Annotated in this window: 24 protein-coding genes; 1 reads left to right on the forward strand and 23 read right to left on the reverse strand. The window is 47.3% G+C overall.

Annotated features, from left to right (window positions below; translation table 11 throughout):
• Positions 1 to 31: 31 nt before the first annotated feature.
• The 19 genes from trpA to mtrB all read right to left on the reverse strand — a co-directional run bounded on the left by trpA (position 32) and on the right by mtrB (position 16,695).
• Entirely contained in the window at positions 32 to 838 is an 807-nt protein-coding gene (gene trpA / locus PPM_RS15265) for a tryptophan synthase subunit alpha (RefSeq protein ID WP_013371664.1), read from the reverse strand.
• A complete protein-coding gene (trpB, locus tag PPM_RS15270; protein ID WP_013371665.1) occupies positions 835 to 2,031 on the reverse strand; it encodes a tryptophan synthase subunit beta in 1,197 nt (398 codons plus the stop codon). Before trpB ends, trpA begins: the two co-directional genes overlap by 4 nt.
• On the reverse strand, positions 2,028 to 2,714 hold the full coding sequence (locus PPM_RS15275; protein ID WP_013371666.1) for a phosphoribosylanthranilate isomerase: 687 nt from the start codon (positions 2,712 to 2,714) through the stop codon (positions 2,028 to 2,030). Before PPM_RS15275 ends, trpB begins: the two co-directional genes overlap by 4 nt.
• Positions 2,711 to 3,505, reverse strand: a complete 795-nt coding sequence (gene trpC / locus PPM_RS15280; RefSeq protein WP_013371667.1) for an indole-3-glycerol phosphate synthase TrpC — start codon at positions 3,503 to 3,505, stop codon at positions 2,711 to 2,713. Before trpC ends, PPM_RS15275 begins: the two co-directional genes overlap by 4 nt.
• Complete coding sequence (gene trpD / locus PPM_RS15285) at positions 3,495 to 4,541, reverse strand: anthranilate phosphoribosyltransferase (protein ID WP_013371668.1); 1,047 nt, start codon at positions 4,539 to 4,541, stop codon at positions 3,495 to 3,497. Before trpD ends, trpC begins: the two co-directional genes overlap by 11 nt.
• A 34-nt stretch (positions 4,542 to 4,575) precedes the next feature.
• A complete protein-coding gene (trpE, locus tag PPM_RS15290) occupies positions 4,576 to 6,126 on the reverse strand; it encodes an anthranilate synthase component I (protein WP_013371669.1) in 1,551 nt (516 codons plus the stop codon).
• Between the two features lie 385 nt (positions 6,127 to 6,511).
• The gene (aroH, locus tag PPM_RS15295) at positions 6,512 to 6,886 is read right to left on the reverse strand and encodes a chorismate mutase (protein WP_013371670.1); all 375 of its coding nucleotides are present in this window, start codon (positions 6,884 to 6,886) and stop codon (positions 6,512 to 6,514) included.
• 2 nt (positions 6,887 to 6,888) lie between these two features.
• Entirely contained in the window at positions 6,889 to 7,983 is a 1,095-nt protein-coding gene (gene aroB / locus PPM_RS15300; protein ID WP_013371671.1) for a 3-dehydroquinate synthase, read from the reverse strand.
• 1 nt (position 7,984) lies between these two features.
• The gene (gene aroC / locus PPM_RS15305; protein ID WP_013371672.1) at positions 7,985 to 9,154 is read right to left on the reverse strand and encodes a chorismate synthase; all 1,170 of its coding nucleotides are present in this window, start codon (positions 9,152 to 9,154) and stop codon (positions 7,985 to 7,987) included.
• Positions 9,155 to 9,386: 232 nt separating this feature from the next.
• Positions 9,387 to 10,187 carry a CheR family methyltransferase gene (locus tag PPM_RS15310; RefSeq protein ID WP_013371673.1) on the reverse strand — a complete coding sequence of 267 codons (801 nt, stop codon included), beginning with the start codon at positions 10,185 to 10,187 and terminating at the stop codon, positions 9,387 to 9,389.
• A 30-nt stretch (positions 10,188 to 10,217) separates the two neighbouring features.
• Positions 10,218 to 10,661, reverse strand: a complete 444-nt coding sequence (gene ndk, locus PPM_RS15315; RefSeq protein ID WP_013371674.1) for a nucleoside-diphosphate kinase — start codon at positions 10,659 to 10,661, stop codon at positions 10,218 to 10,220.
• Between the two features lie 110 nt (positions 10,662 to 10,771).
• Entirely contained in the window at positions 10,772 to 11,746 is a 975-nt protein-coding gene (locus PPM_RS15320) for a polyprenyl synthetase family protein (RefSeq protein WP_013371675.1), read from the reverse strand.
• On the reverse strand, positions 11,743 to 12,609 hold the full coding sequence (locus tag PPM_RS15325) for a menaquinone biosynthetic enzyme MqnA/MqnD family protein (protein WP_013371676.1): 867 nt from the start codon (positions 12,607 to 12,609) through the stop codon (positions 11,743 to 11,745). Before PPM_RS15325 ends, PPM_RS15320 begins: the two co-directional genes overlap by 4 nt.
• Positions 12,566 to 13,225, reverse strand: coding sequence for a UbiX family flavin prenyltransferase (locus PPM_RS15330; RefSeq protein ID WP_013371677.1), 660 nt, complete (start codon positions 13,223 to 13,225; stop codon positions 12,566 to 12,568). Before PPM_RS15330 ends, PPM_RS15325 begins: the two co-directional genes overlap by 44 nt.
• Positions 13,225 to 14,097, reverse strand: coding sequence for a UbiA-like polyprenyltransferase (locus tag PPM_RS15335; RefSeq protein ID WP_013371678.1), 873 nt, complete (start codon positions 14,095 to 14,097; stop codon positions 13,225 to 13,227). The genes PPM_RS15330 and PPM_RS15335 overlap by 1 nt, the downstream gene beginning before the upstream one ends.
• Positions 14,090 to 14,818, reverse strand: a complete 729-nt coding sequence (locus PPM_RS15340; RefSeq protein ID WP_013371679.1) for a demethylmenaquinone methyltransferase — start codon at positions 14,816 to 14,818, stop codon at positions 14,090 to 14,092. The genes PPM_RS15335 and PPM_RS15340 overlap by 8 nt, the downstream gene beginning before the upstream one ends.
• Before the next feature lie 9 nt (positions 14,819 to 14,827).
• Entirely contained in the window at positions 14,828 to 15,697 is an 870-nt protein-coding gene (locus PPM_RS15345) for a heptaprenyl diphosphate synthase component 1 (RefSeq protein ID WP_013371680.1), read from the reverse strand.
• Between the two features lie 117 nt (positions 15,698 to 15,814).
• Positions 15,815 to 16,366 carry a hypothetical protein gene (locus PPM_RS15350; RefSeq protein ID WP_013371681.1) on the reverse strand — a complete coding sequence of 184 codons (552 nt, stop codon included), beginning with the start codon at positions 16,364 to 16,366 and terminating at the stop codon, positions 15,815 to 15,817.
• Positions 16,367 to 16,464: 98 nt separating this feature from the next.
• Positions 16,465 to 16,695 carry a trp RNA-binding attenuation protein MtrB gene (mtrB, locus tag PPM_RS15355; RefSeq protein WP_013371682.1) on the reverse strand — a complete coding sequence of 77 codons (231 nt, stop codon included), beginning with the start codon at positions 16,693 to 16,695 and terminating at the stop codon, positions 16,465 to 16,467.
• Between the two features lie 69 nt (positions 16,696 to 16,764).
• Between mtrB and PPM_RS15360 the strand changes: the two genes are divergently transcribed.
• Positions 16,765 to 17,025, forward strand: coding sequence for a hypothetical protein (locus PPM_RS15360; RefSeq protein ID WP_040103479.1), 261 nt, complete (start codon positions 16,765 to 16,767; stop codon positions 17,023 to 17,025).
• 71 nt (positions 17,026 to 17,096) lie between these two features.
• Here the strand turns inward: PPM_RS15360 and PPM_RS15365 are convergent, their stop codons facing one another.
• The 4 genes from PPM_RS15365 to PPM_RS15380 form a co-directional block, all read right to left on the reverse strand.
• A complete protein-coding gene (locus PPM_RS15365; RefSeq protein WP_014599981.1) occupies positions 17,097 to 17,369 on the reverse strand; it encodes an HU family DNA-binding protein in 273 nt (90 codons plus the stop codon).
• Between the two features lie 248 nt (positions 17,370 to 17,617).
• The gene (locus PPM_RS15370; RefSeq protein WP_013371686.1) at positions 17,618 to 18,604 is read right to left on the reverse strand and encodes an ABC transporter permease; all 987 of its coding nucleotides are present in this window, start codon (positions 18,602 to 18,604) and stop codon (positions 17,618 to 17,620) included.
• The gene (locus PPM_RS15375) at positions 18,601 to 20,118 is read right to left on the reverse strand and encodes a sugar ABC transporter ATP-binding protein (protein ID WP_013371687.1); all 1,518 of its coding nucleotides are present in this window, start codon (positions 20,116 to 20,118) and stop codon (positions 18,601 to 18,603) included. Before PPM_RS15375 ends, PPM_RS15370 begins: the two co-directional genes overlap by 4 nt.
• 71 nt (positions 20,119 to 20,189) lie before the next feature.
• Positions 20,190 to 21,305, reverse strand: coding sequence for a sugar ABC transporter substrate-binding protein (locus PPM_RS15380; protein WP_014599982.1), 1,116 nt, complete (start codon positions 21,303 to 21,305; stop codon positions 20,190 to 20,192).
• Between the last annotated feature and the right edge of the window lie 66 nt (positions 21,306 to 21,371).

Below are 21,371 nucleotides of genomic sequence, written 5' to 3' on the forward strand. Positions count from 1 at the left end.
AACTATATTTAAAATTTCTATTTTGACCCTATTACTGCTTTAATTGTGCCACAAAATCACGAATTTGCAAAAGCCCTTCTTCTCTGCGTGCAGAATCCTCCAGCAATGGAATGGCTTCCTCCACCTGGCGCACAATGGCACTGCCAACCACAACTCCATCGCAAATGTCTGAAAACCGGACAATCTGCTTACGATTTGAAATACCAAAGCCTATCGCCACCGGAACACTGGTATGCCGTTTGACCTGCGCGATAAAGCCCTCTATACCTTCAAAAAAAGAAGCTCTTTCTCCGGTTACACCCAGCGAAGATACACAGTATACAAATCCACGGGCCTGACGGGCAATTCGTTCGATACGCTGTTCAGACGTTGGGGCTACCAGCGGGATCAGATGCACACCCACCTCTGCTGCACGTCCTCCCAACTCTTCTGCTTCTTCAAGTGGAAGATCCGGAATAATAAGACCACTGATACCGTGCTCCTGCAAGCCAGCAAAGAAAGCATCCATTCCCATCTGCAATACAGGATTATAATATGTGAACAGAATAAAAGGCAGGTTTGAACCTGCCGCTCTAGCCAGAGACGCGGTCTCCATACAGGTGCGGATCGAAATTTGCCGTTTCAATGCACGTTCAGACGCACGCTGAATCACAGGACCGTCAGCCAACGGATCCGAATAAGGTACGCCTAGTTCCAATATATCGGCTCCGGCCGACTCTAACTGCCGAATGATCTCTATCGTAGTATCTACGTCCGGGTCGCCTACCGTCAGAAAAGGAATTAATGCCGTTTTGCCTTCATTTTTAAGGCGTTCAAACGCCTGATCAATTAAATTCATGACGGATTTCCCCCTAAATACTTGATGATGGAGTCCACATCTTTATCCCCGCGCCCAGACAAACAAATAACGATAATATCATCTGCGGTCAATGTAGGTGCCAGCTTGGCGACCTGTGCAACGGCATGCGCCGACTCTAATGCAGGAAGTATTCCTTCGGTACGGCAAAGGAGCTGAAGTGCATCTAGTGCTTCCTGATCGGTAATCGGAACATATTGGGCCCGCTCAATATCTTTTAGGTATGAATGCTCCGGTCCAACACCTGGATAATCCAGTCCAGCCGAGATGGAATGCGCAGGCTGCACTTGTCCGTACTCATCCTGAAGCAGATAACTCATAGAGCCTTGGAAGACCCCTTGTGTTCCCTTGCTCATGGTAGCTGCATGGAATTCCGTCTCGACGCCTTTTCCAGCAGCCTCCACGCCAATCAAAGCGACACCCTGATCCTCTATAAAAGGATAAAACATGCCGATAGCATTGCTTCCACCACCGATCGCTGCCACGACTACATCCGGAAGTCTACCTTCCTTCTCCAAGATCTGACGGCGTGTTTCATCGCCTATCACACGTTGGAAGTCCCGCACCATCATCGGATACGGATGTGGGCCGACAGCCGAACCCAAAATATAGAACGTATCATGGACGTGGCTCACCCAATAACGCAAAGCTTCATTCCCGGCATCCTTCAGTGTACGCGTACCGGATGTCACCGGAATCACTTCTGCACCCAAAAGCTGCATCCGAAATACATTCAACTGCTGGCGAACTGTATCCTCTTCCCCCATAAACACCTTGCATTCCAATCCGAGCAATGCAGCCACAGTAGCCGTCGCAACACCATGCTGTCCAGCACCTGTTTCGGCAATAACCTTCTGCTTACCCATACGCTTCGCCAGCAATCCCTGGGCCAATGCATTATTAATTTTATGGGCGCCAGTATGGTTTAAATCTTCGCGCTTCAAGTAAATTTTAGCCCCGCCCAGATGTTGACTCAGTCGCTCCGCATGATAAAGCGGCGTTTCCCGACCCGAATAGTCTTTTAGAAGTCCATTCAACTCTGCTTTAAATTCAGGATCATCCGCATACTTTCGGTAGGATTCCTCCAATTCAATCAGTGCGTTCATCAACGTTTCCGGTACATAACGTCCGCCAAAAGTTCCAAAACGTCCGTTGTTATCAGGTAATTGTGTCATGCCTGCTTCACCCTTTCTACGAATGCTGTGATTTTTGCAATGTCCTTGACTCCGTTCGTCTCTACACCGCTGGACACATCCAGCCCTTCGGGATGATACTCGTTAATCAGCTTTTCTGCGTTATCGGCAGTCAGTCCCCCGGCTACAAACAAAGGAATTCCATGTTGATGAGTCCAAGCCTGATAGGCAGGAATCCGATCCCACGCAAACGTTTTTCCAGAACCGCCACCATACAGGGGATCGTATGTATCCAGCAGTAAAGCATCGATCGTTCCGACATAAGCCTCCAATTCGTCCGCTCGGTGTTCGATCTTCCCCTTCACGGTCTGCCCTTGGCTATCCACAGACCAGGCCTTGAATACTTGTATGCCAAAACGTTCCTTAAGCTCCCGACAACGCTGCGGACTCTCCTGTCCATGCAGCTGGATGACATCCAATGGTGCTTTCTCCATCACATCGTTTAACAGTGCGTCACTAGGGTTCACAAATACGCCCACGCTGCGAGGTCTGCTGCCTGGAGTCCATTCATCCAATACGCGAAGCAACTCTCCAGCATGTGCGCCGTCAATCCGGCGCTTGCTGTCAGCAAACACAAAACCTATATAATCGACCGGTAAGTTTACCATAGATTTTAGCACTTCAACGCTTTGAAGTCCACAAATTTTTACGCCCGTTTTGTTCATGCTCTAACCCCGTCCATCAATTCGGCTACAGCCTGTCCTACATCTTCCTTACGCATCAAATGCTCCCCTACCAGAATGCCGTGCGCACCTACCGAATGCAGATACTTCACATCTTCCGGTCCTGCAATGCCGCTTTCGCTGATGAATGTAACCCCTTTTGGGATCAGTGAGATCAGCTCCTCTGTCGTCTGGAGACGGGTCTCAAATGTCCGAAGATTACGATTGTTCACACCAATTAAGGTTGCTGTCCCCAGGTCCAGCACTGTTTTAAGTTCCTCACTGTCATGCACCTCTACCAATGCATCCAGACCAAGATCCTTGGCGATTTGTAAGAATGACCCTAATACATGGGGTTCCAAGATAGCCGCAATCAACAGTACCGCATCTGCTCCTAACAGACGAGCTTCATATATTTGCCGTTCATCAATGATAAAATCTTTTCGCAGCAGCGGAATTTTCACCTGATCGCGAATTTGCTGTAAATATTCAGGACTTCCCTGAAAATACGTCACATCTGTCAGTACAGAAATGCAATCGGCTCCTGCCCCCTCATATGCACGTGCGATATCCACCGGATAAAAATCAGGTCGAATCAACCCTTTTGACGGGGAAGCTTTCTTCACTTCAGCAATCAGCCCGAGCGGACGGTTGCGTCCGCTGGCGAGCGCATTTTCGAATCCTCTCGTCACAGGTAAATCCGCAATTAAGCGTTCGGCTTTATTAATTTGAAAATGCTGCTTCAGCTGCTCCACTTCTTGTCGCTTCGTCACCACGATTTTATCAAGATACATATTGATATTCCCCCGTTGCCTGTATTAATTGATCCAGCTTGGAAAGTGCCAGTCCGGAGTCAATGGCTTCTGCTGCTCGCGCTACTCCGTCTGTCAAGGTAGCTGTTGCGCCTGAGACATAAATACATGCTCCTGCGTTCGCTAGCACAACATCACGATAGGCTCCATGCTCTCCGTTCAAAATTCGTCGTATGATATCTGCGTTAACCTGTGCATCGCCGCCTAACACCTGATCTAGAGAATGTGTCTGCAAGCCCAGATCGGACGGATGAAGCTCGAACGTGTGAACCTTGCCGTCCTTGAGCTCGGATACTCGCGTCGCAGCCGAGATACTAATTTCATCTAGTCCATCCAAACTGCTGACAACCATGGCTCGTTTGGAGCCGAGCTTGTTCAATACCTCGGCAATCACTTCCGTTTTGCTGGCATCATAAATGCCCAACAGCTGTCGATCCGCACCAGCCGGATTCGTCAATGGACCGAGCATATTGAATACTGTCCGCACACCTAGCTCGCGACGCGGCGCTGCGGCATGCTTCATAGACGGATGATACAGCTGTGCGAATAAAAAGCAAATGCCAATGCGGTCCAGACACGCTCGCGCCTGATCACTTGTCAAATGAATGTTGACTCCGAGTGCCTCCAGGACATCAGCGCTTCCGGCACGGCCACTTGCAGAACGGTTGCCATGCTTTGCTACCCGCACGGAAACCGAAGCCGCGATAATAGCAGATATCGTGGAAATATTAAACTTGTGAATACCCGAACCCCCGGTGCCGCATGTATCCAGTAGACGACTGTTCCCTTCTCCAGCTTGCACTGGACTAGCGTAATTGCGCATTGCTTCGGCAAAACCGGTGATTTCATCTACCGTCTCTCCCTTGAGGCGAAGAGCCGTCAGGAGCCCGCCGATTTGCGCCTGTGTAGCACTCCCACTCATAATCTGTTCCATCACGCTACGGGCCTCCGTACGTGAAAGATGCTGTCCCTCAATGATCCGGCTTAACCCTACTTGCATCATGTCATGTCGTTCCATTGTCGTCTCCTCCTCAGAATCAGATTTTTGTGTGTTACGGAGTGTACAAATAATCTTGGTTGATGACGCTGTTGTAAGGCTGTGTCGTTGCTGGGAACATCGCTTCCGCCGTGCGGATTGCTTTCAGCAGTGCCTTTGCTTTGTTCACTGTCTCCTGATACTCGCTTTCCGGTACCGAGTCCCACACAATCCCAGCCCCTGCCTGGACATAGGCCCGGTTCTTTTTAAACACAATTGTGCGAATCGTAATGCAAGCATCCATATTGCCTGAGAAGCCCAAATATCCAATTGCTCCTGCATAGGTTCCGCGTGCTTCCCGTTCCAGCTCGGCAATAATCTCCATGGCCCGTAGCTTTGGAGCTCCTGATACGGTGCCGGCAGGCAGGCAAGACAGGAAAGCATCGAAGAAATCTTTGTCCTCACGCAGCTCACCCGACACATTCGATACAATGTGCATCACGTGGGAATAGCGTTCAATCTCCATGAACGTATCACATTTTACGGTGCCAAACTGGGATACACGGCCCAGATCATTTCTTCCCAAATCGACCAGCATCAGATGCTCTGCACGTTCTTTTTCATCCTTCAACAATTCTTCAGCAAGTGCCGCATCTTCTGTTTCCGTTACACCACGCGGTCTCGTTCCTGCAATCGGCCGGGTCTCTACGCGGCCGTTTTCCACCTTGACGAGTGCCTCCGGCGAAGTGCCTACGATGATCTCGTCATCCATTTTCAAATAATACATATATGGCGACGGGTTCATCGTGCGCAGCACGCGGTATACCTGTAGTGGAGAGGCCTCTGTATCAATGTGAAAACGCTGGGACAGTACAACCTGAAAAATATCACCTGAGCGGATATACTCCTTTGCCTGCTCCACGTTTGATATAAACTGTTCCTTCGTCACATTGGATTGAATCTCACCCAGTTCCACATCATCAGGAATGGAAGCTGATCCTAATCGCTCCGGTGGGGACTGCTTGCGCAGATACTGCGCCGTGTTCTCCAACTTGCGTTCCACATCTGCATAAGCAGCACGTATGTCCTCCTCGCGGAACCCTTCACCTATATGAACATTGCCAACCAGCAAAATTTGCTGTTTCACATGATCAAAGACAATGACTTGATCACAGAACATAAAACGAATATCATCCATATTCAAATCATCTACCGAATGCTCCGGCAGCTTTTCGTAATATTGAAGAAGGTCATATCCAAAAAATCCGATAGCCCCGCCTGTAAACGGAGGCATTTCTTTCAGTTTCGGACTACGGTATTTACGAAGCAATGCTTTGAGCGCTTCAATCGGCTTGTCGCTTAATATTTGCCGTTTACCGTGCTGTTCCAGAATCAATCGACCTTTTTTACCTGAGACCATTAGAAACGGGTCTGTTCCGATGAAGGAATGTCGCGCCCACTGCTCGCCTCCCTCTACACTCTCCAGCAGAAAGGCACGGTCCCGCTCAGCATACCGACGGAATATCCGAATCGGCGTCTCCATATCAGCCAGCACTTTTTTGTACACAGGAATCAGGTTAAATTCATTCGCCATCGCTATCACTTGCTCCACATGCGGCGTTAACATGAGATCACTTCCTTTCCAAATTGGCGCAGAACCCAATGGAGAGAATAAAAAAGCCTCTACCCGTAAGGTAGAGGCTGTCAGTTATTGAAATTATAAGAATGCTCCATATGTAAAATGATTACAGCAAATAGACAAAAGCATATACTCATCCCTTTGCATAACCACGCAGGTTACCTCAAATAAGCTTCTCTTTAGAAGAAGGTCTCTTCATGGACAAAAGCTTACCCGCTACCGCCGGTCTCTGTAATCTCATATGGAATTGGCTAAGGCTACACTCTTCTCATCTCAACTCTGCTCTGGCTAACTCTACTCTACTCAACTCTGCTACACACACTATATCTCATAAAATGTTACTTTGGCAACCATCAACTTTAAAAACGGGCGCTTATTTCCCTTGGGAAGCCAGATCCGGTCTTAACATCTGTGCTCCGTTCAAATATACATGTTTCATTTCACGCTGAGATTTATCAGTATTCACCTGTACCATCAAACGGATGCACTTGGGCAAGCTGCCAGCCACAGGAATTTCTAATGCACACATGAGTGGAACCATATCCCAGCCGTCAAGCTGACGGATGGCCATGGCTGGAAAGGCAGCATCCAGGTCATGGGTCACCGTTATCCATACATTACTAATATCGTCTGGCTGAATTTCATTGTAGGATACAATTTCCTCCAGCAGTTGGCTTGTTGCTTCCAAAATTTCGTTTGCTTCATTATTCGCCACGGTCGTCGCGCCACGAATACCACGATTGTACATCGTTACGCCTCCTCTTTTAACTGTTCAATGACTTCCCGGATGTAAGAGACGGAAATATCCTTCACAACCTCCACACGCCCAATACTGCGTGGGACAACGAAAGTAATGCTGCCTTCCTTGAACTTTTTGTCATGCATCATCGCTTCAAGCAGTCGATCTGTATCGAGATGTGATGGAAGAGAAGTCGGTAAGCGCAGCGAAGACAGCATCTCCTTCGTTTCGTTTACCAAAGAAGGATCTGCCCCCAGCTTCACACCCAGAAGTGCGGAGCCGACCATACCAATAGAAATGGCTTCCCCGTGTAAAAACTCACCATATCCCGCAATCGCTTCAATCGCATGACCAATCGTATGACCTAAGTTTAGAATAGCGCGCAAATCGTTTTCTCGTTCATCGCGCGATACGACTTCAGCTTTAATGGAACATCCCTTTTCCAGTCCATACTCCAGTGTCGCCGCATCCAGTGCGAGCAAATCCGTCGCATGCTCACGGCACCACTGAGCGAAATCGGCATCCCAGATCAAGCCATGCTTGATCATTTCAGCTAGTCCCGCAGATACCTCGCGAGGAGGTAATGTTGACAACGTATCTACGTCATACAGTACGAGTTCCGGTTGGTGGAAGGCTCCTATCATATTTTTTGCCAAAGGATGATTGATGCCGACCTTACCGCCCACGCTGCTGTCATGAGCAAGGATTGTAGTTGGAACCTGTACGAACTTGATGCCTCTCATAAAAGATGCCGCCACAAATCCAGCCAAATCACCCACCACACCACCACCAAGAGCGATAACGGCTGAATTCCGATCCAGGCCGCCCTCAATGGCTGCTGTTATAACCTGCTCAAATACAGCAAGCGACTTGGATGTTTCACCTGGTTTAACGACAAATGATACCGTTTTGTATCCCGACTCCTGAAGATTGCTCTCCAATGCTGCCAGGTAAAATCCCGCTACATTTTCGTCTGAAACAATCAATAATGGGCTTTTTTGTGCAATTCCTCGTTCCTTCAACGACTCTCCGGCCTGATGCAACAATCCACGTCCGATATGAATAGGATAAGAACGTTCGCCAAGCTGTACCGTCAGCGTACTCATCTTAGTACTGCTCCAATTGTTGTTCATAGGATGCAATATTCGCGCGGATTTCTTCGATCGAATCCCCGCCGAATTTCTCTAGTAAAGCTTTGGCTATCTCCCAAGCTACTACATGCTCCATGACTACGCTTGCCGCTGGTACCGCACATGCATCCGAACGCTCAACCTGTGCAGTGAATGCTTCCTTCGTATCAATGTCGACGCTTTGCAGCGGCTTATAGAGTGTAGGGATTGGCTTCATTACGCCACGAACCACCACGGGCATTCCGTTGGTCATGCCACCCTCAAAACCACCCAAACGATTCGTACGACGATGATACCCACGTTCCTCATCATACAGAATCTCATCATGCACCTGTGAACCGCGTAATTCTCCTGCTTCAAACCCGATGCCGATTTCCACACCTTTAAATGCATTGATCGACATGACTCCTTGTGCGATACGCGCATCCAGCTTCCGATCATACTGTACATGACTGCCTAGACCAATCGGAACACCTTCCACGATACATTCCACTACCCCACCGACGGAGTCACCTTCTTGCTTGATCAGGTCAATATATGCTTCCATTTTCTTCTCCGTTTCCGGATCGGTTACTCTCACCGAAGAAGCTTCTGTTACAGCAATCAGTTCATCAATCGGCAAATCGTGATAAGGAGCTTCGATTTCACCAATACGGATGACCTGACCTGCCACCTTGATTCCGAACTCAGCCAACAATTGACGAGCCAAACCGCCACATGCCACACGAATTGCTGTTTCACGTGCACTGGAGCGTTCCAACACGTTACGAAGATCCTTCAGGTTGTATTTCATTCCGCCATTCAAATCCGCATGGCCCGGACGTGGCCGATGAACCCGACGCTTCTCTTCATCACTGCCTTCAATAGGCTCAATATTCATAATATTCTGCCAGTGCTTCCAATCGTTATTTTCCACAACTAGCGCAATTGGTGCACCTGTGGTATATCCGTGACGTACGCCACCGGCAATCTTCGCCGTATCTTTTTCAATCTGCATACGCCGCCCCCGTCCATATCCTTTCTGACGACGGTGCAACTGAAAATTCAATTCCTCAAAATCCAATTTTAAATTACTCGGCATACCCTCTACAATGGCAGTTAGCTGGGGACCATGCGTTTCCCCCGCGGTTAAATAACGTAAACTCATGACGCGTTCCCCCTTTAAACTGTTAAACTGTGCATCGCTAAAATCTTTAACTGTGCTTCATTATAGTATACGCACCTTTCTTTGACAAGAAAAGCCACGTGTGAGGCAGATAAACAAAAAAACACGTCCCTCAGCTAGAAGAGCTAAAGGACGTGCGCTGTTGATAAGCCAGCCATCCATTACTTAAGGATACAAATAAGTTCCTACGAAACGATGGATGATATGTACAGACTTATGCTTTTTTGCGATAAAAAAAGGTTTCAGTCGATTCCAGCCCGTATTGGTTAGGAGAAAAGATTTGCTCGGTACTGCCGACAAATAGAACACCGCCGGGACGAAGGCTGGCAGCAAACTTTTGATATAACGCATGTTTGGCCTCTTCTGTAAAATAAATCATAACATTTCGACAGATAATGAGATCATACCCATCCTCAAATCGATCCAGCAGCAAGTTTTGCTTTTGAAATTTCACAGCCTGTTTTAAACGGTCATCAATCCGATACATGGCACCATCTGGTTTAAAATATTTGCTAGCTACCTGCTCAGGCACATCCTTGAGCGAACGCTCCAAATATTTACCTTCCTTGGCTTTAGCCAATGCGCCATCATCAATATCGGAAGCTGTAATGGAGCAATTCCCCAAAATTCCTTTACCGTCGAGAACCATAGCTAGGCTATAGGGCTCTTCACCAGTCGAGCAGGCCGCACTCCACAGCTTAAGCTTCTGCTTTCCCACAAGCAACTGTGGCAAAATGATGTCCCGTAGCACTTCCCAACGATTGGGATTTCGCCAAAACTCGGAAACATTGATCGTCATACGATCCAGAAATTCATAGAATAGAGGTTTTTCCTTCATCATGGCATCATAAAAAGAAACAAAACTGGGAAACCCGTTTTTGTTGCGAAGCGTCGTTAACCGCCTTTTCATCTGTGCTTCTTTGTATTGTGCAAGATCAATACCTGTGCTGTCCTTGATTTTGCGGATAAACGCTGTGTAATCGGGGTCCGTCTGACCCAGTTCCAGATCTGTCATGCTACCATCCTTCTTCATACGTAATTAAACTTACACCCAGGTCGCTACCGTTTTTTCATACCGAACTAATTCTTCCGGTGTGAAAAAATTTGCAATCTCGCGCTCTGCGCTCTCCGGTGAATCTGATCCATGAATGAGGTTAAACGGTGTATGTGCAGCAAAGTCTCCACGAATGGTGCCCGGAAGAGCTTCGGTTACTTGTGTTTTACCAATCAGCAAGCGGGAAAGCGTAACAATGTTATCCCCTTCCCAAACCATGGCAAATACAGGACCTGATGTGATAAAGCCTACAAGCTCTTCAAAAAAAGGCTTGCCCACATGCTCCGCATAATGCCGTTCTGCTTGTTCTCTAGATACCTGCACAAGCTTGCCAGCCGCCATTTTGAAGCCCTTGTCTTCCAAACGACTGACAATACGTCCAATCAGTCCGCGTTGTACACCATCCGGTTTAACCATCAAAAACGTACGATCCATCGGCTCACTCCCAATCCTATCTAATGTATTTATACAGTACTAATCTGTATTGTAACAGAAAGATTGGAAACGGTTAAAGTATTTTGTCACAGCAAACCTAAAATACAACTTTAGTAGGAGCGTCGTGTTACAAAATGAGCAATATCGCGCAGCGTCTTTTTTGTTTTGACATCTGGTAGTAAGTCCAGCGCGTTCAGCGCTTTATTAATATATCGGTCGGCGAGAATTTCAGCTTTAGTGATTCCTTCACTTTTTTTGATCATATCCACCGCTTTACGGGTGTCTCCTTGCCCGTCCCCATCCTGAATCCGCCAGATTTCAGCCAGCAGATCATCCCGCAGTTCGGGTTGTTCAAGCGCATAAATGACCGGAAGCGTAATATTGCCCTGTCTCATATCGCTGCCTGGCGGCTTGCCGATCTTTTTTTCTGTCCCACACAGATCAAGCAAATCATCCTGAATTTGAAAAGCCATACCTACGTTATAGCCATAGGTGTACAACAGAGAGTTGACTCTTTCCCGTGCTCCTGCAGCCATAGCTCCCAATTGGCAACTAACTGCAATCAACAATGCCGTTTTGCGCCGTATGCGCAACAAATAATTGCGCACACTCTGATCCACATTAAAAAAATCACGTATTTGTTCCATTTCACCAATTGACATCTGTACCAACGCCTTAGACAGCACCCGGTGAATATCGGGATTCGGCAGTCCAGCAGCAATAGATAGTGCGCGTGCATATATGTAGTCTCCGGTGTACATAGCCACCCGATTGTCCCATTTGGACTTCACGGTGGGTTGGCCGCGTCTCATTTCCGCATCATCAATCACGTCATCGTGAACGAGAGAGGCAGAATGAATCAGTTCCAGAGGTACCGCTATGCGCTTGAGCTTGTCAAGATCATATTCTCCAAACTTGCCTCCCAGCAATACAAACACGGGACGCAATCGCTTGCCCCCTGCTTTAAGCAGATGAAGCGACGTATCATTAATCAACGGCTCCCTACTGTCAATGCTGCGGTACAGCTCTTCTTCTATGAAGTTCATATCCTTTTTTAATAAACCGAACAAATCCAATCGTTTCATTCTTTCACCCGTGTCAGCGTATTGTCACTCCAGAGAAGCGGCTTCACTCGTCGGTCAAGCAGCCCCAGTTCATATGCATACTGAAAATAAAGCTCTAAACCTTGTTGTTGCTTCTCCCCAAAATCATAACACAGATTCGTAAAGTAGCGCTCCCAATAATCTTCCGAACCTCCAATTTCCTTGCAAGCCTCAGAAATAACAGGTGCCAGATCAGACAGACTACGCTGCTTGCTTACGCGGAACGCACTCGCAATTTCAGCCACCACAGCGGGATTCTGAGCAGCAACAGCACGTCGAACTGCCCATACAGCAAATGTCATGCTGTAGCCCGTCCAGCGTTTCCACTCTTCCCCGAGGTCGGTTACATACAGGCCTTCACTTCGCCAGGACGCCTTGATCGCGTGATCTCCAATCAGCAGCCCAGCATCTGCCTGTTCCAGCATCAAATCAAGATCTGGTTCACAGTCAAAGTAAGTAGGCTGGCCTTCCCATGCCTTTTGCATCAAAATTTTCAACAAGTTTACCGATGTAGCTGAAGTATTCGTCAGTGCAATGGTGCCATTAATGATTTCATTTAGCGGCTTGCGTGAAAATAGTAAAATGGATTGGACTGGACCGTCTGCACTGACGGATAAATCCGGCAACAACAGCATTTCCTCAGCACCTGATGCATACGCAAAGGAGGACATCGCACTCATATCCAAACTCCCATTTAGCATGCCTCGATTCAATTCAGCCGGAACTTTGGAAACCATCTCCGCCGAATGGAGAAGCTCCGAAGGATTAAAGTAATGAAAAATAGGCCAAGCGTTTGTATATTTAATTTTTCCGATTGTGATTGTCTTGGTGTCCGGTATCGGCATCGGAATCCCCCCATCTCGTAAACAGTTGATGTTCTATACGCAAGCTGTCTAATACTTTGCCTACGAGGAACAGTACAATATCATCCAGCGTCTTTGGATGAAAATAAAAAGCTGGCATGGCCGGAATCATTTTGACGCCGAGTCTCGCAAGCTTAAGCATATTTTCCAGATGAATAGCATGCAATGGTGTCTCACGAGGCACAAGGATCAGCGGACGACCCTCCTTCATCATCACATCTGCTGCACGTGCCATGAGATTATCAGACGAACCGTGCGCTACCGCTGACAACGTCCCCATCGAGCATGGCATGATAATCATGGCATCGACCAAATAAGAGCCGCTTGCAATAGAAGCTCCAATATCTGTAAAGGGATGGTATACAAGAGAACCGGGACGGTCTCCGAATTGTTCATTCAAAGCTCCTTCCCGGTCAGTCACATTCCAGCCCAGCTCCTCTTTCAATACCCGCCAGCCAGCATTAGAAACAATCAGGTGAACTGTATACTGCAAGTCCAGCAGTGTCTCTACCAGTCGTACACCATAAATGCTTCCGCTCGCACCTGTAATGCCAATAACGATTCGTTTGCCTTGATGGTTGCTCACCTGATTATTCATTAGTATTGACGCACCACCAAATCAATCAGTGTAAAAGCAAATACGACAATGCTAAGTACACCGTTCATCGTAAAGAATGCCGTCTGCAAGCGACTTAGATCTTTTGGAGAAACGATATAGTGCTCATAAAATAAAATAATGTATGAAATAATCATGCCCGCCAGATACCACCAGCTCAAATCTGCAATAAAGAACAGCACAATAAATCCGATCGCCGTAATGACATGGAACACCCGGGCGATGTTCAGAGCACCTGCTACACCAAAACGGGCAGGAATAGAATAAACCCCTTCACTCTGGTCAAAATCAATATCTTGACAAGCATAAATAACATCAAATCCAGCGGTCCAAAATGCAATCGTGAGATAAAGTACGATAGCTGTCAAATCCATTTGTCCCGTTACTGCAACCCATGCGCCTAGTGGTGCCAAACCAATGGTCAAACCGAGTACAATATGGCACAGCCAAGTAAAACGCTTGGTGTAAGAGTAAAAAACAAGCATAAAAAAGGCCAGCGGGAACAGCTTGAACGCCAGCGGACTTAACTTGAATGAGGCCCAGAATAACAACAACAAGCTAACGATGATGAAAATTACCACTTCGCTCGATTTGAGCAGCCCTGCCGGGATGGCGCGTCCTGCTGTACGCGGATTTTTCCCGTCAATTACACGGTCAATCATACGATTGAAGCCGAAGGCTGCGCTACGAGCGCCAACCATAGCCAACAAAATCCAACCAATCTGCGGCCATGAGGGAAGGTTGTCCGTCACGACAACTGACCCCAATACAGCCCCCATAAATGCAAATGGGAGCGCAAATAAGGTATGTTCAATTTTAATCATTTCCAAAAAAATAGCAATTTTCTTAAACATGCAGACTCTCCTTGATTCCAATATGCAATGCCGCAATGCCTCCGGTGAGAGAATGAGCCTGAACATCCTTTAATCCGACTTCACGAAAGATGTCAGCCAGTTCATCCCTTCCTGGAAAAAGCGCCAACGAATCAGGGAGCCATTTGTACTGCTCATAACGTTTGGCGAACAATTTGCCGAGCATGGGCAAGATGTGTTGAAAATATGCGTAGTAAATTCCCTTGAACGGCTGCCAAGTAGGTTTGGACAACTCCAGACATACGACCTGCCCACCAGGCTTAACGACTCGTTGCATTTCCTGCAACACGCGGCGCAGATCAGGCACGTTGCGAAGACCGAAACCAATCGTCGCATAATCAAATGAATTGTCTTCAAAAGGTAGATCCATCGCGTTGCCTTGAACAAGCTTGATTTGCTTTTCGCGGGATTCTGATGTAATCTTTCGCTCGCCAACATTTAGCATGTTCTGGCTAAAATCCAGTCCTACGATGTGACCACTTTCACTTGCACGCGCCATCGCAAGCGTCCAGTCACATGTCCCACAACAAAGGTCGATTGCCGTATCGCCGCGATGCATGTCCATCTTTTTCATTGTAAATTTCCGCCAAGCCTTATGTCTGCGAAAGCTCAGTATATCGTTCATCAAATCGTATTTACCGGCTATACTTTCAAACACGCCATGAACGAATTGCTCTTTCGGCTTGGTGTCGCTTGATCCCATGACGTTCACCTAACCTTCCCTCACAACCGGGTGCGAACTATGTAGCAGCTTTAGGAAAGGCTCAAGCATGCATTCAAATTCCTCAATCCCCGTGTTTTGTTCATCTGACAGGGTCTGCCGGATGTGTGTAACAGCCGTGCGAAGCTTGTCCAGTATCGCATCCTCGGCTTTGTATTTCAGCACAAGCTTACGCCAAACTTCTGTTTCAGTACCCCCCTCTGAAAGCAGCGCCTGCTCATGCTGGTCTCCGTTACCGTAAATATGCCAGAACATATATCCGAAACGGGACTTGTCTGGTTCTGCCCGCTTCTCCCATTCCTCCACCAGCGTATCACAGAGAGCGAATTCGTTAAGAAGCTGCTTCCAGACTTCCTGATCCTGTTCTGCAATAAGTGAAGTCAATGATAAAAAAAGCTCCTGTTTGAAGCAAACCATCTGAGATAAATACTGAGCAGCATCCAAACGAAAATGCTTCATCTCCCAGTACAAACTCATTTTCCCTGCGTTCACTTCACATACAGCATCACTCAGCTTCGAAATGGCCTCGATTCGGCCTGCCAGTGCAAGTAGCTGATAAAAGCGGCTGCTGAAGTAGTCACCGGCTAACACTTTCAGCTGTCTGGAACGCATCTCTTCCGGGCTTCGTATACCGGATAAAGTATCAATCATATCATGCGTATCCAGTCCCATCTGCACAAGTGATGTAACCAAAGCGTACAGTTCATCCTCACTGGCATGCAGCCCTTGCGCATTCCGGTTCAAAAACTCAAACAGCAAACGGGTACGGCTGTCAGGAAAAGCCGGCATTTCCGTATGTTGTTGAATCATGTCGTATTCCACATATTTCCTTGCTAATTGAGGTACGCGATACGGTTTCATCCTAAGCCTCCGAGCCATGACTTTCTGGTATACTCAAATAATTGCAATGCCTTATATTATATCACAATTTAAAATGATTCGCGACTAAAGTACTGTAGGTCCAGCGGTAGAAAACATCTAGTTTGTATATACACCGCTAAACCTGTTTTGCCACATAGGCGTTACTGTAATGCGGAAACGAGATTTCAAATCTTCTGGCAGTTCAGCGCCTTCGCGATTTCTAAGTTGTTCCAGTGCCTCGTTCGTCCACTCGTTCCGGCGTATATCGGATGCTAGCAGCAAATGGCGTTCTCCTGACCATTCGTCCTCTGTCACCACCCGCAACAGCAATTGCCGTACATTCGTCGTTCCGTAGAAGCTAAAGGCTGCAAGCTCCGCCATGTTTTGATAAATCTCCAGTGGCGTAGTTTCTTCCTTGGACAGCTTAACATCCAGGGTCAGGACTGAATGTTCCCAGCTTACACTTGCAATCGGTGTGGTTAATGGAAGCTCATTCAGTGTATCTACCAGATTGTCATCCGTCAGCAGTACTCGTTGCTGGGGCGAAATTGTCGCCTGTGTTTCACGAACTGCTGCGGTACCCGAGTCCAGCATCTGTAAGGACGGCAGCAATATTGCTGCTGCGGTGGTTATGAGAATGGAACCACCGAGTACAGTCCAAGGTTTCATCAGAGCCTCCCCTGACCCCTACCCCATAATGTGGGTTTGCTACGGTAAAGGTCCTCACTCTCATTGTACAACAAAAAAAAGCAGGCTATGCCTGCATTTTACTCCTCCGTATCTACAACCCCGTGCTTGGTCATCACAACGGCCTTGCCGCGGATTTTGATGGCAGAAGTATGATCCGTAAATTGGACGATCATTACCTCACCCTTGTCCAATTTTTCTGAATGATGCAGGCGTGTATCCTGACCTCTGGTCAGACCAAAAACCTGACATCCGTTGCTTTTTGCTTTAATTACGACGTACTCACTGCTGCCCGTCACGTTATCTTCCATGTTCTTTTCCTCCCTGAGAGCCGAAACTATATTTTTATGATGGAGATTTAAGATTGTTTTGTCAACTACATGCTTTCCACGCTGCCTGCAACAAATAGTGCTTCCTGTGCCATACTATCTGTGCAATCCCATCTATTAACGAAAGGAACGGATCTGATGGAAAACTATCGTCCCGCCAATCTCAGTCCTGCACAGATTGAGCAGCTTCAACGGATGGAACATGAATTTGCCGAGCTGACAGGTGAACCCCTGGTGCTGATCGCTTATGCCTCCCGAAACGGCAGGACAACTTCCTCTTCTTCAGTCCATGGCACCACTACCACAAAGTAAATAGGACAAAAAGAAAGGGCCGTGAATCAAATTCACGGTCCTTTCAGCGCATTGGGAATATGTAAGAAATCTTATTTAATTCCGTCTTTGAGCGCTTTACCCGGTTTGAATGCCGGAATTTTGCTCGCAGGGATTTCGATTTCTTCTCCTGTTTGCGGGTTACGTCCTTTACGTGCGGAACGTTCACGAACCTCAAAGTTCCCGAAACCTACCAGTTGTACCTTGTCTCCGTTTTGCAGTGCACCAGCGATCGCCTCAAATACTGCATCGATTGCTTTGGTTACGTCCTTTTTGGACAATTCAGTGCTCTCAGAAACCTGATTGATCAAATCCGTTTTATTCAACATATTCACCTCCCAATTCAAGTGTAGTCCAGCATTAAGGTTATCGGTGTTCTCCACCGATAATGAAGTCGCCTGTATAAAATAACCCGGGCGGCATACTGCCTTCCATAATGTTATCATCTGTTTCCGTTTCGTCGTTAAATATACATATAATATACCTAACCACCGCCATATAGGCCGAAACTGGCGTTTTATGGCACCCTTCTTGCGTGGAACAAGGTTTATAGTAATACAGTCGACAGACAATTTCAAGTACGACGACGGTTCAGCACGTAAAAAGTAACAGCCAGCGCAAGCACCAGTACTACTCCTTTGACAATGTCATGGGCAAAATATTGCACATTCATCATGGTCAGTCCATTAACCAATACGCCGATCAACACCGCACCAATAAATGTACCAATAACATTGGGTTTACCCGCACCAAACACTGAAAAGCCGACGAATACTGCAGCTACCGCCTCCATGAGCAAGGGAGAGCCAGCGTCAATTTGACCCGAGCCTACACGCGAAGCATACAAAATACCAGCAATTGCTGCAAATACGCCTGAAGCAATATAGGCCAGTGTACGGACTTTTTTTACCCGTATACCCGACAGACGAGCAGCCTCCTCATTCCCGCCAGTTACATACATTTGACGCCCGTGCTTCGTATAGATCAAGAAAACATGCACCGCTGCCACAGCTAGCAACAGTAAAATAACCGAAATCGGGATACCCAACCATTTACCTTGACCTAGTAAAAGAAATGCTGGAGATATCTCGCCTGGGGCCTTGCTGCCATCAGGAAACTGCATATGATTGTAGATGGTATAGCCCTGCGCGTACGTTTGATGAACCCCGCTTACAATATACATAATGGCTAGAGTTGCGAGCAAATCGGGGATACGCAGTTTAATAATCAAAAGTGAATTTAATAGTCCAACCAAAGCTCCAACAACCAGAGCCACAATAATGACCACTGCAACAGGCTGTTCATACCAGACCATCAACGAAGCTGAGACGACTGTCGTCAAAGATACCGTTGCACCAACCGACAGGTCAAAACCGTCCACGATAAGTGACAATGTCACACCAATGGCTACAAAAGTTACAATCGCAATTGAGCCAAGAATATCCATTAAATTATCATACGTCCAAAAATAAGGTAAGGTGGCTGAGAAAAACGCCAACACACCTATAATGACCACTACAGCACCGTAACGAAACGAGACATTTAACCATTTTTCCTTCATGAATGCACCTCTTCACCACCGCTGGCGTACAACAGAAGCTGTTCCTGTTCGACTTCGCCTCGCGCAAATTCCCTTATTATTTTCCCGTCATACATGACTGCTATCCGATCACCAATGCCAATACCTTCTGCAAATTCACAGGTTAGATAAATGATTGCTTTTCCTTGTGCTGCCAATTCTCCAATGATACGGAAAATATCGCTTTTTGCCCCTATATCTACACCCTTGGTTGGTTCGTCAAAAACAAAGACATCCGCTCCAGAATGAAGCCATTTTCCTATCGCAACCTTTTGTTGATTCCCACCGCTCAAATACTTAACATGCTGGCGCAGTGAAGGCGTCTTAATACCAAGAGAGGCGGCAACCTCATTACCGTTATTACGTTCTTTATGCCGACTAATGAAACCAAGAACACTCAGCTTGCCCAAGAGCGGAAGGCTAAGGTTTCGTTCCACGCTTTCCTCAATCAAGACCCCCTGCTTACGCCGCTCCTCGGGTATGGACACAATTCCTTGAGCTACCGCGTCCGCTGGCTCACGCAAACGAATGCAGCGACCCTTGAAGGTCAGTTCTCCCACATCTGGCTTGTCTGCCCCTGTAAGAAGTCGTGACAGCTCCGTCTTGCCCGCACCGACCAAACCCACAATAGACAGAATTTCGCCGCGTCTGACCTGCAAATCAACACCGTGAACCCGCAATCCCTTTCGGAGCTCTCTTGCTTCCAATACCGTTTCACCAATAGGCACCTCTGTTTTCGGAAATTCCTCATCAAATGTTTTCCCAAGCATATACGTGACAATGTCGCCTACATTTAAATCAGAAGCAGGTCCCGAGAACACGCGCTCACCATCACGCATTACCGTAACACGGTCACTGTGCTCGATGACCTCCGGCAATCGGTGGGTGATAAGAATACATGCTACTCCCTCATCCTTGAGGGTATGAATCGTGCGGAACAAACGTCGCGTTTCTTCCTCGCTCAGCGGTGCCGTTGGCTCATCAAAAATGATAGTACTCGCTTGCTGTGTCAAAATCCGTGCGATAAGTACAAGCTGCTTTTCTGCCAGCGTCAATTCAGACACGTATCGTCGTACATCTATATCAACCTCCAGACGCGCTAATGCCTCACGTGCTCGTCTGCGCATGGACGCTGGTGCAACCCACCACCGACCATCAAGTGCAGGCAAATCGTCCATTACAATGTTTTCAGCGACGGTTAACTGAGGCACAAGTGCTGAATCGACTTCTTGATACACACAGTGAATTCCGGCTCTTTTGGCTTCCCACGGTGAACTAATAATCAGTTCCTTGCCATCCACAACGATCGCTCCCTGATCGTAACGATACGCACCGGACAAGATTTTCATTAATGTGCTTTTCCCTGCCCCGTTGGCACCGAGCAGAGCGTGAATTTCGCCACCCTGAACCGTAAAATCCACAGCTCGCAGCGCATCTACACCAGCAAACCGTTTGCTGATGTTCTTCATCTCCAATGTATATACTGGTGAACTCATGGTGCCCCCTCACTCCCGCTTATGATAAAAGCGCGCCGAAGCGCGCCATTGCATTTGCGTTATGAATCAATTTATTTGGACGTTTCATACTCCTTCATCCAATCCTTGTAACCCTGCTCACTCTTGCCCCATCCTTTCACATATTGAGACAACTCGGATGTGGAAATTTGCTTATCTGGCAAGTCTTCGCGCTGCACATATACTGCCTTCAGTACAACTTTCTCCTCAGGGTTATCCCCATGCAACTTTTGGTATGCATAACGCACTTGTACGCGTCCAATAGCTGTTGGATCGACGGCTGCTGAAGCCACCCACGGGTTTTTCGGGTCCTGAATCATTTGCAAATCTTCATCACTCATATCAATCCCGTAAACTTTAATTTCCGTCCGCCCAGCTTGTTGTATCGCCCGAGCTGCACCTTTGGCAAATTCATCCCAAGCCGCCCAAACTGCCGTAATTTCGCCCTTAGGATATTGCTTTAGCACAGCTTCCATTTTGGCTTGCGTATCCAAAGCAGGATTCTGAGCCGAACCAAAAGTTGCAATCTCTTTAATATCTGGATTGGATTTCAAAAATGCATCATAAGCAACCTGACGGCGCTCCATTGGCGCAAACCCTGCAACCCATACCTTCACAATATTTCCTTTGCCACCGATGTCCTTTTTCATTTGCTCCAACGTCAGTTCCGCCATGCTTTGATCATCCTGTGAAAGCACTACCGCGCCCGGAACATTGACCGCAGCATCGAACACGATAACCGGAATATTGCGGGAAATTGCTTTTTTAAGTCCTGGCTCCAGTAATGCGTCACCGTGATCAGTCAAAATAACATCAAACTGCTGGTTAATTGCACTATCTAGCAAAGAAGCCATTTTAGCCTTATCGTTATTTGCAACAAACTTGGTCAGCGTACCGCCAAATTTCTTAACCTCATCTTCCACACCTTGAACATACTGCTGCGAAAACGTACCTGTGTTAAACTCCATGATCAAAGCAACCCGTTTACCCTTTAGATTCGAACTATCTGTTTTTCCGTCCCCTGTATTCGTTCCTGCAGTGCTTGTCCCTTGAGCGCCGCTCTCTGTTTTCGGCGCGCCACATGCTGTGACCAGCAGAATCAGCACCAGTAGCATGATGGCTCCGAGCCCTAGCTTCTTGTTTTTTTGGAGCCCTTTTTGGATATACATGATTTGTTTCCCCCTCGTTCCATCCACTAATATGTTTCAAATTTGATACTTAATATATCGCGTTAA

Source organism: Paenibacillus polymyxa M1 (genome assembly GCF_000237325.1).
In the GTDB taxonomy this organism is placed as follows: domain Bacteria; phylum Bacillota; class Bacilli; order Paenibacillales; family Paenibacillaceae; genus Paenibacillus; species Paenibacillus polymyxa_C.

What these genes read in the sequence shown, in the direction of transcription:
- PPM_RS15310 (WP_013371673.1), bottom strand. Translation starts at nt 10,187, where the DNA reads ATGACAGATCTGGAACTGGGTCAGACGGACCCCGATTACACAGCGTTT.
- PPM_RS15370 (WP_013371686.1), bottom strand. Translation starts at nt 18,604, where the DNA reads ATGAAGGAAAAATGGTTAAATGTCTCGTTTCGTTACGGTGCTGTAGTG.
- PPM_RS15335 (WP_013371678.1), bottom strand. Translation starts at nt 14,097, where the DNA reads ATGTTTAAGAAAATTGCTATTTTTTTGGAAATGATTAAAATTGAACAT.
- trpE (WP_013371669.1), bottom strand. Translation starts at nt 6,126, where the DNA reads ATGTTAACGCCGCATGTGGAGCAAGTGATAGCGATGGCGAATGAATTT.
- aroH (WP_013371670.1), bottom strand. Translation starts at nt 6,886, where the DNA reads ATGTACAATCGTGGTATTCGTGGCGCGACGACCGTGGCGAATAATGAA.
- PPM_RS15320 (WP_013371675.1), bottom strand. Translation starts at nt 11,746, where the DNA reads ATGAAACGATTGGATTTGTTCGGTTTATTAAAAAAGGATATGAACTTC.
- PPM_RS15350 (WP_013371681.1), bottom strand. Translation starts at nt 16,366, where the DNA reads ATGAAACCTTGGACTGTACTCGGTGGTTCCATTCTCATAACCACCGCA.
- PPM_RS15360 (WP_040103479.1), top strand. Translation starts at nt 16,765, where the DNA reads ATGCTTTCCACGCTGCCTGCAACAAATAGTGCTTCCTGTGCCATACTA.
- trpB (WP_013371665.1), bottom strand. Translation starts at nt 2,031, where the DNA reads ATGACACAATTACCTGATAACAACGGACGTTTTGGAACTTTTGGCGGA.
- trpD (WP_013371668.1), bottom strand. Translation starts at nt 4,541, where the DNA reads ATGGAACGACATGACATGATGCAAGTAGGGTTAAGCCGGATCATTGAG.
- PPM_RS15325 (WP_013371676.1), bottom strand. Translation starts at nt 12,609, where the DNA reads ATGCCGATACCGGACACCAAGACAATCACAATCGGAAAAATTAAATAT.
- aroC (WP_013371672.1), bottom strand. Translation starts at nt 9,154, where the DNA reads ATGAGTTTACGTTATTTAACCGCGGGGGAAACGCATGGTCCCCAGCTA.
- ndk (WP_013371674.1), bottom strand. Translation starts at nt 10,661, where the DNA reads ATGGATCGTACGTTTTTGATGGTTAAACCGGATGGTGTACAACGCGGA.
- PPM_RS15345 (WP_013371680.1), bottom strand. Translation starts at nt 15,697, where the DNA reads ATGAAACCGTATCGCGTACCTCAATTAGCAAGGAAATATGTGGAATAC.
- mtrB (WP_013371682.1), bottom strand. Translation starts at nt 16,695, where the DNA reads ATGGAAGATAACGTGACGGGCAGCAGTGAGTACGTCGTAATTAAAGCA.
- PPM_RS15340 (WP_013371679.1), bottom strand. Translation starts at nt 14,818, where the DNA reads ATGGGATCAAGCGACACCAAGCCGAAAGAGCAATTCGTTCATGGCGTG.
- PPM_RS15275 (WP_013371666.1), bottom strand. Translation starts at nt 2,714, where the DNA reads ATGAACAAAACGGGCGTAAAAATTTGTGGACTTCAAAGCGTTGAAGTG.
- trpC (WP_013371667.1), bottom strand. Translation starts at nt 3,505, where the DNA reads ATGTATCTTGATAAAATCGTGGTGACGAAGCGACAAGAAGTGGAGCAG.
- trpA (WP_013371664.1), bottom strand. Translation starts at nt 838, where the DNA reads ATGAATTTAATTGATCAGGCGTTTGAACGCCTTAAAAATGAAGGCAAA.
- PPM_RS15375 (WP_013371687.1), bottom strand. Translation starts at nt 20,118, where the DNA reads ATGAGTTCACCAGTATATACATTGGAGATGAAGAACATCAGCAAACGG.
- aroB (WP_013371671.1), bottom strand. Translation starts at nt 7,983, where the DNA reads ATGAGTACGCTGACGGTACAGCTTGGCGAACGTTCTTATCCTATTCAT.
- PPM_RS15380 (WP_014599982.1), bottom strand. Translation starts at nt 21,305, where the DNA reads ATGTATATCCAAAAAGGGCTCCAAAAAAACAAGAAGCTAGGGCTCGGA.
- PPM_RS15330 (WP_013371677.1), bottom strand. Translation starts at nt 13,225, where the DNA reads ATGAATAATCAGGTGAGCAACCATCAAGGCAAACGAATCGTTATTGGC.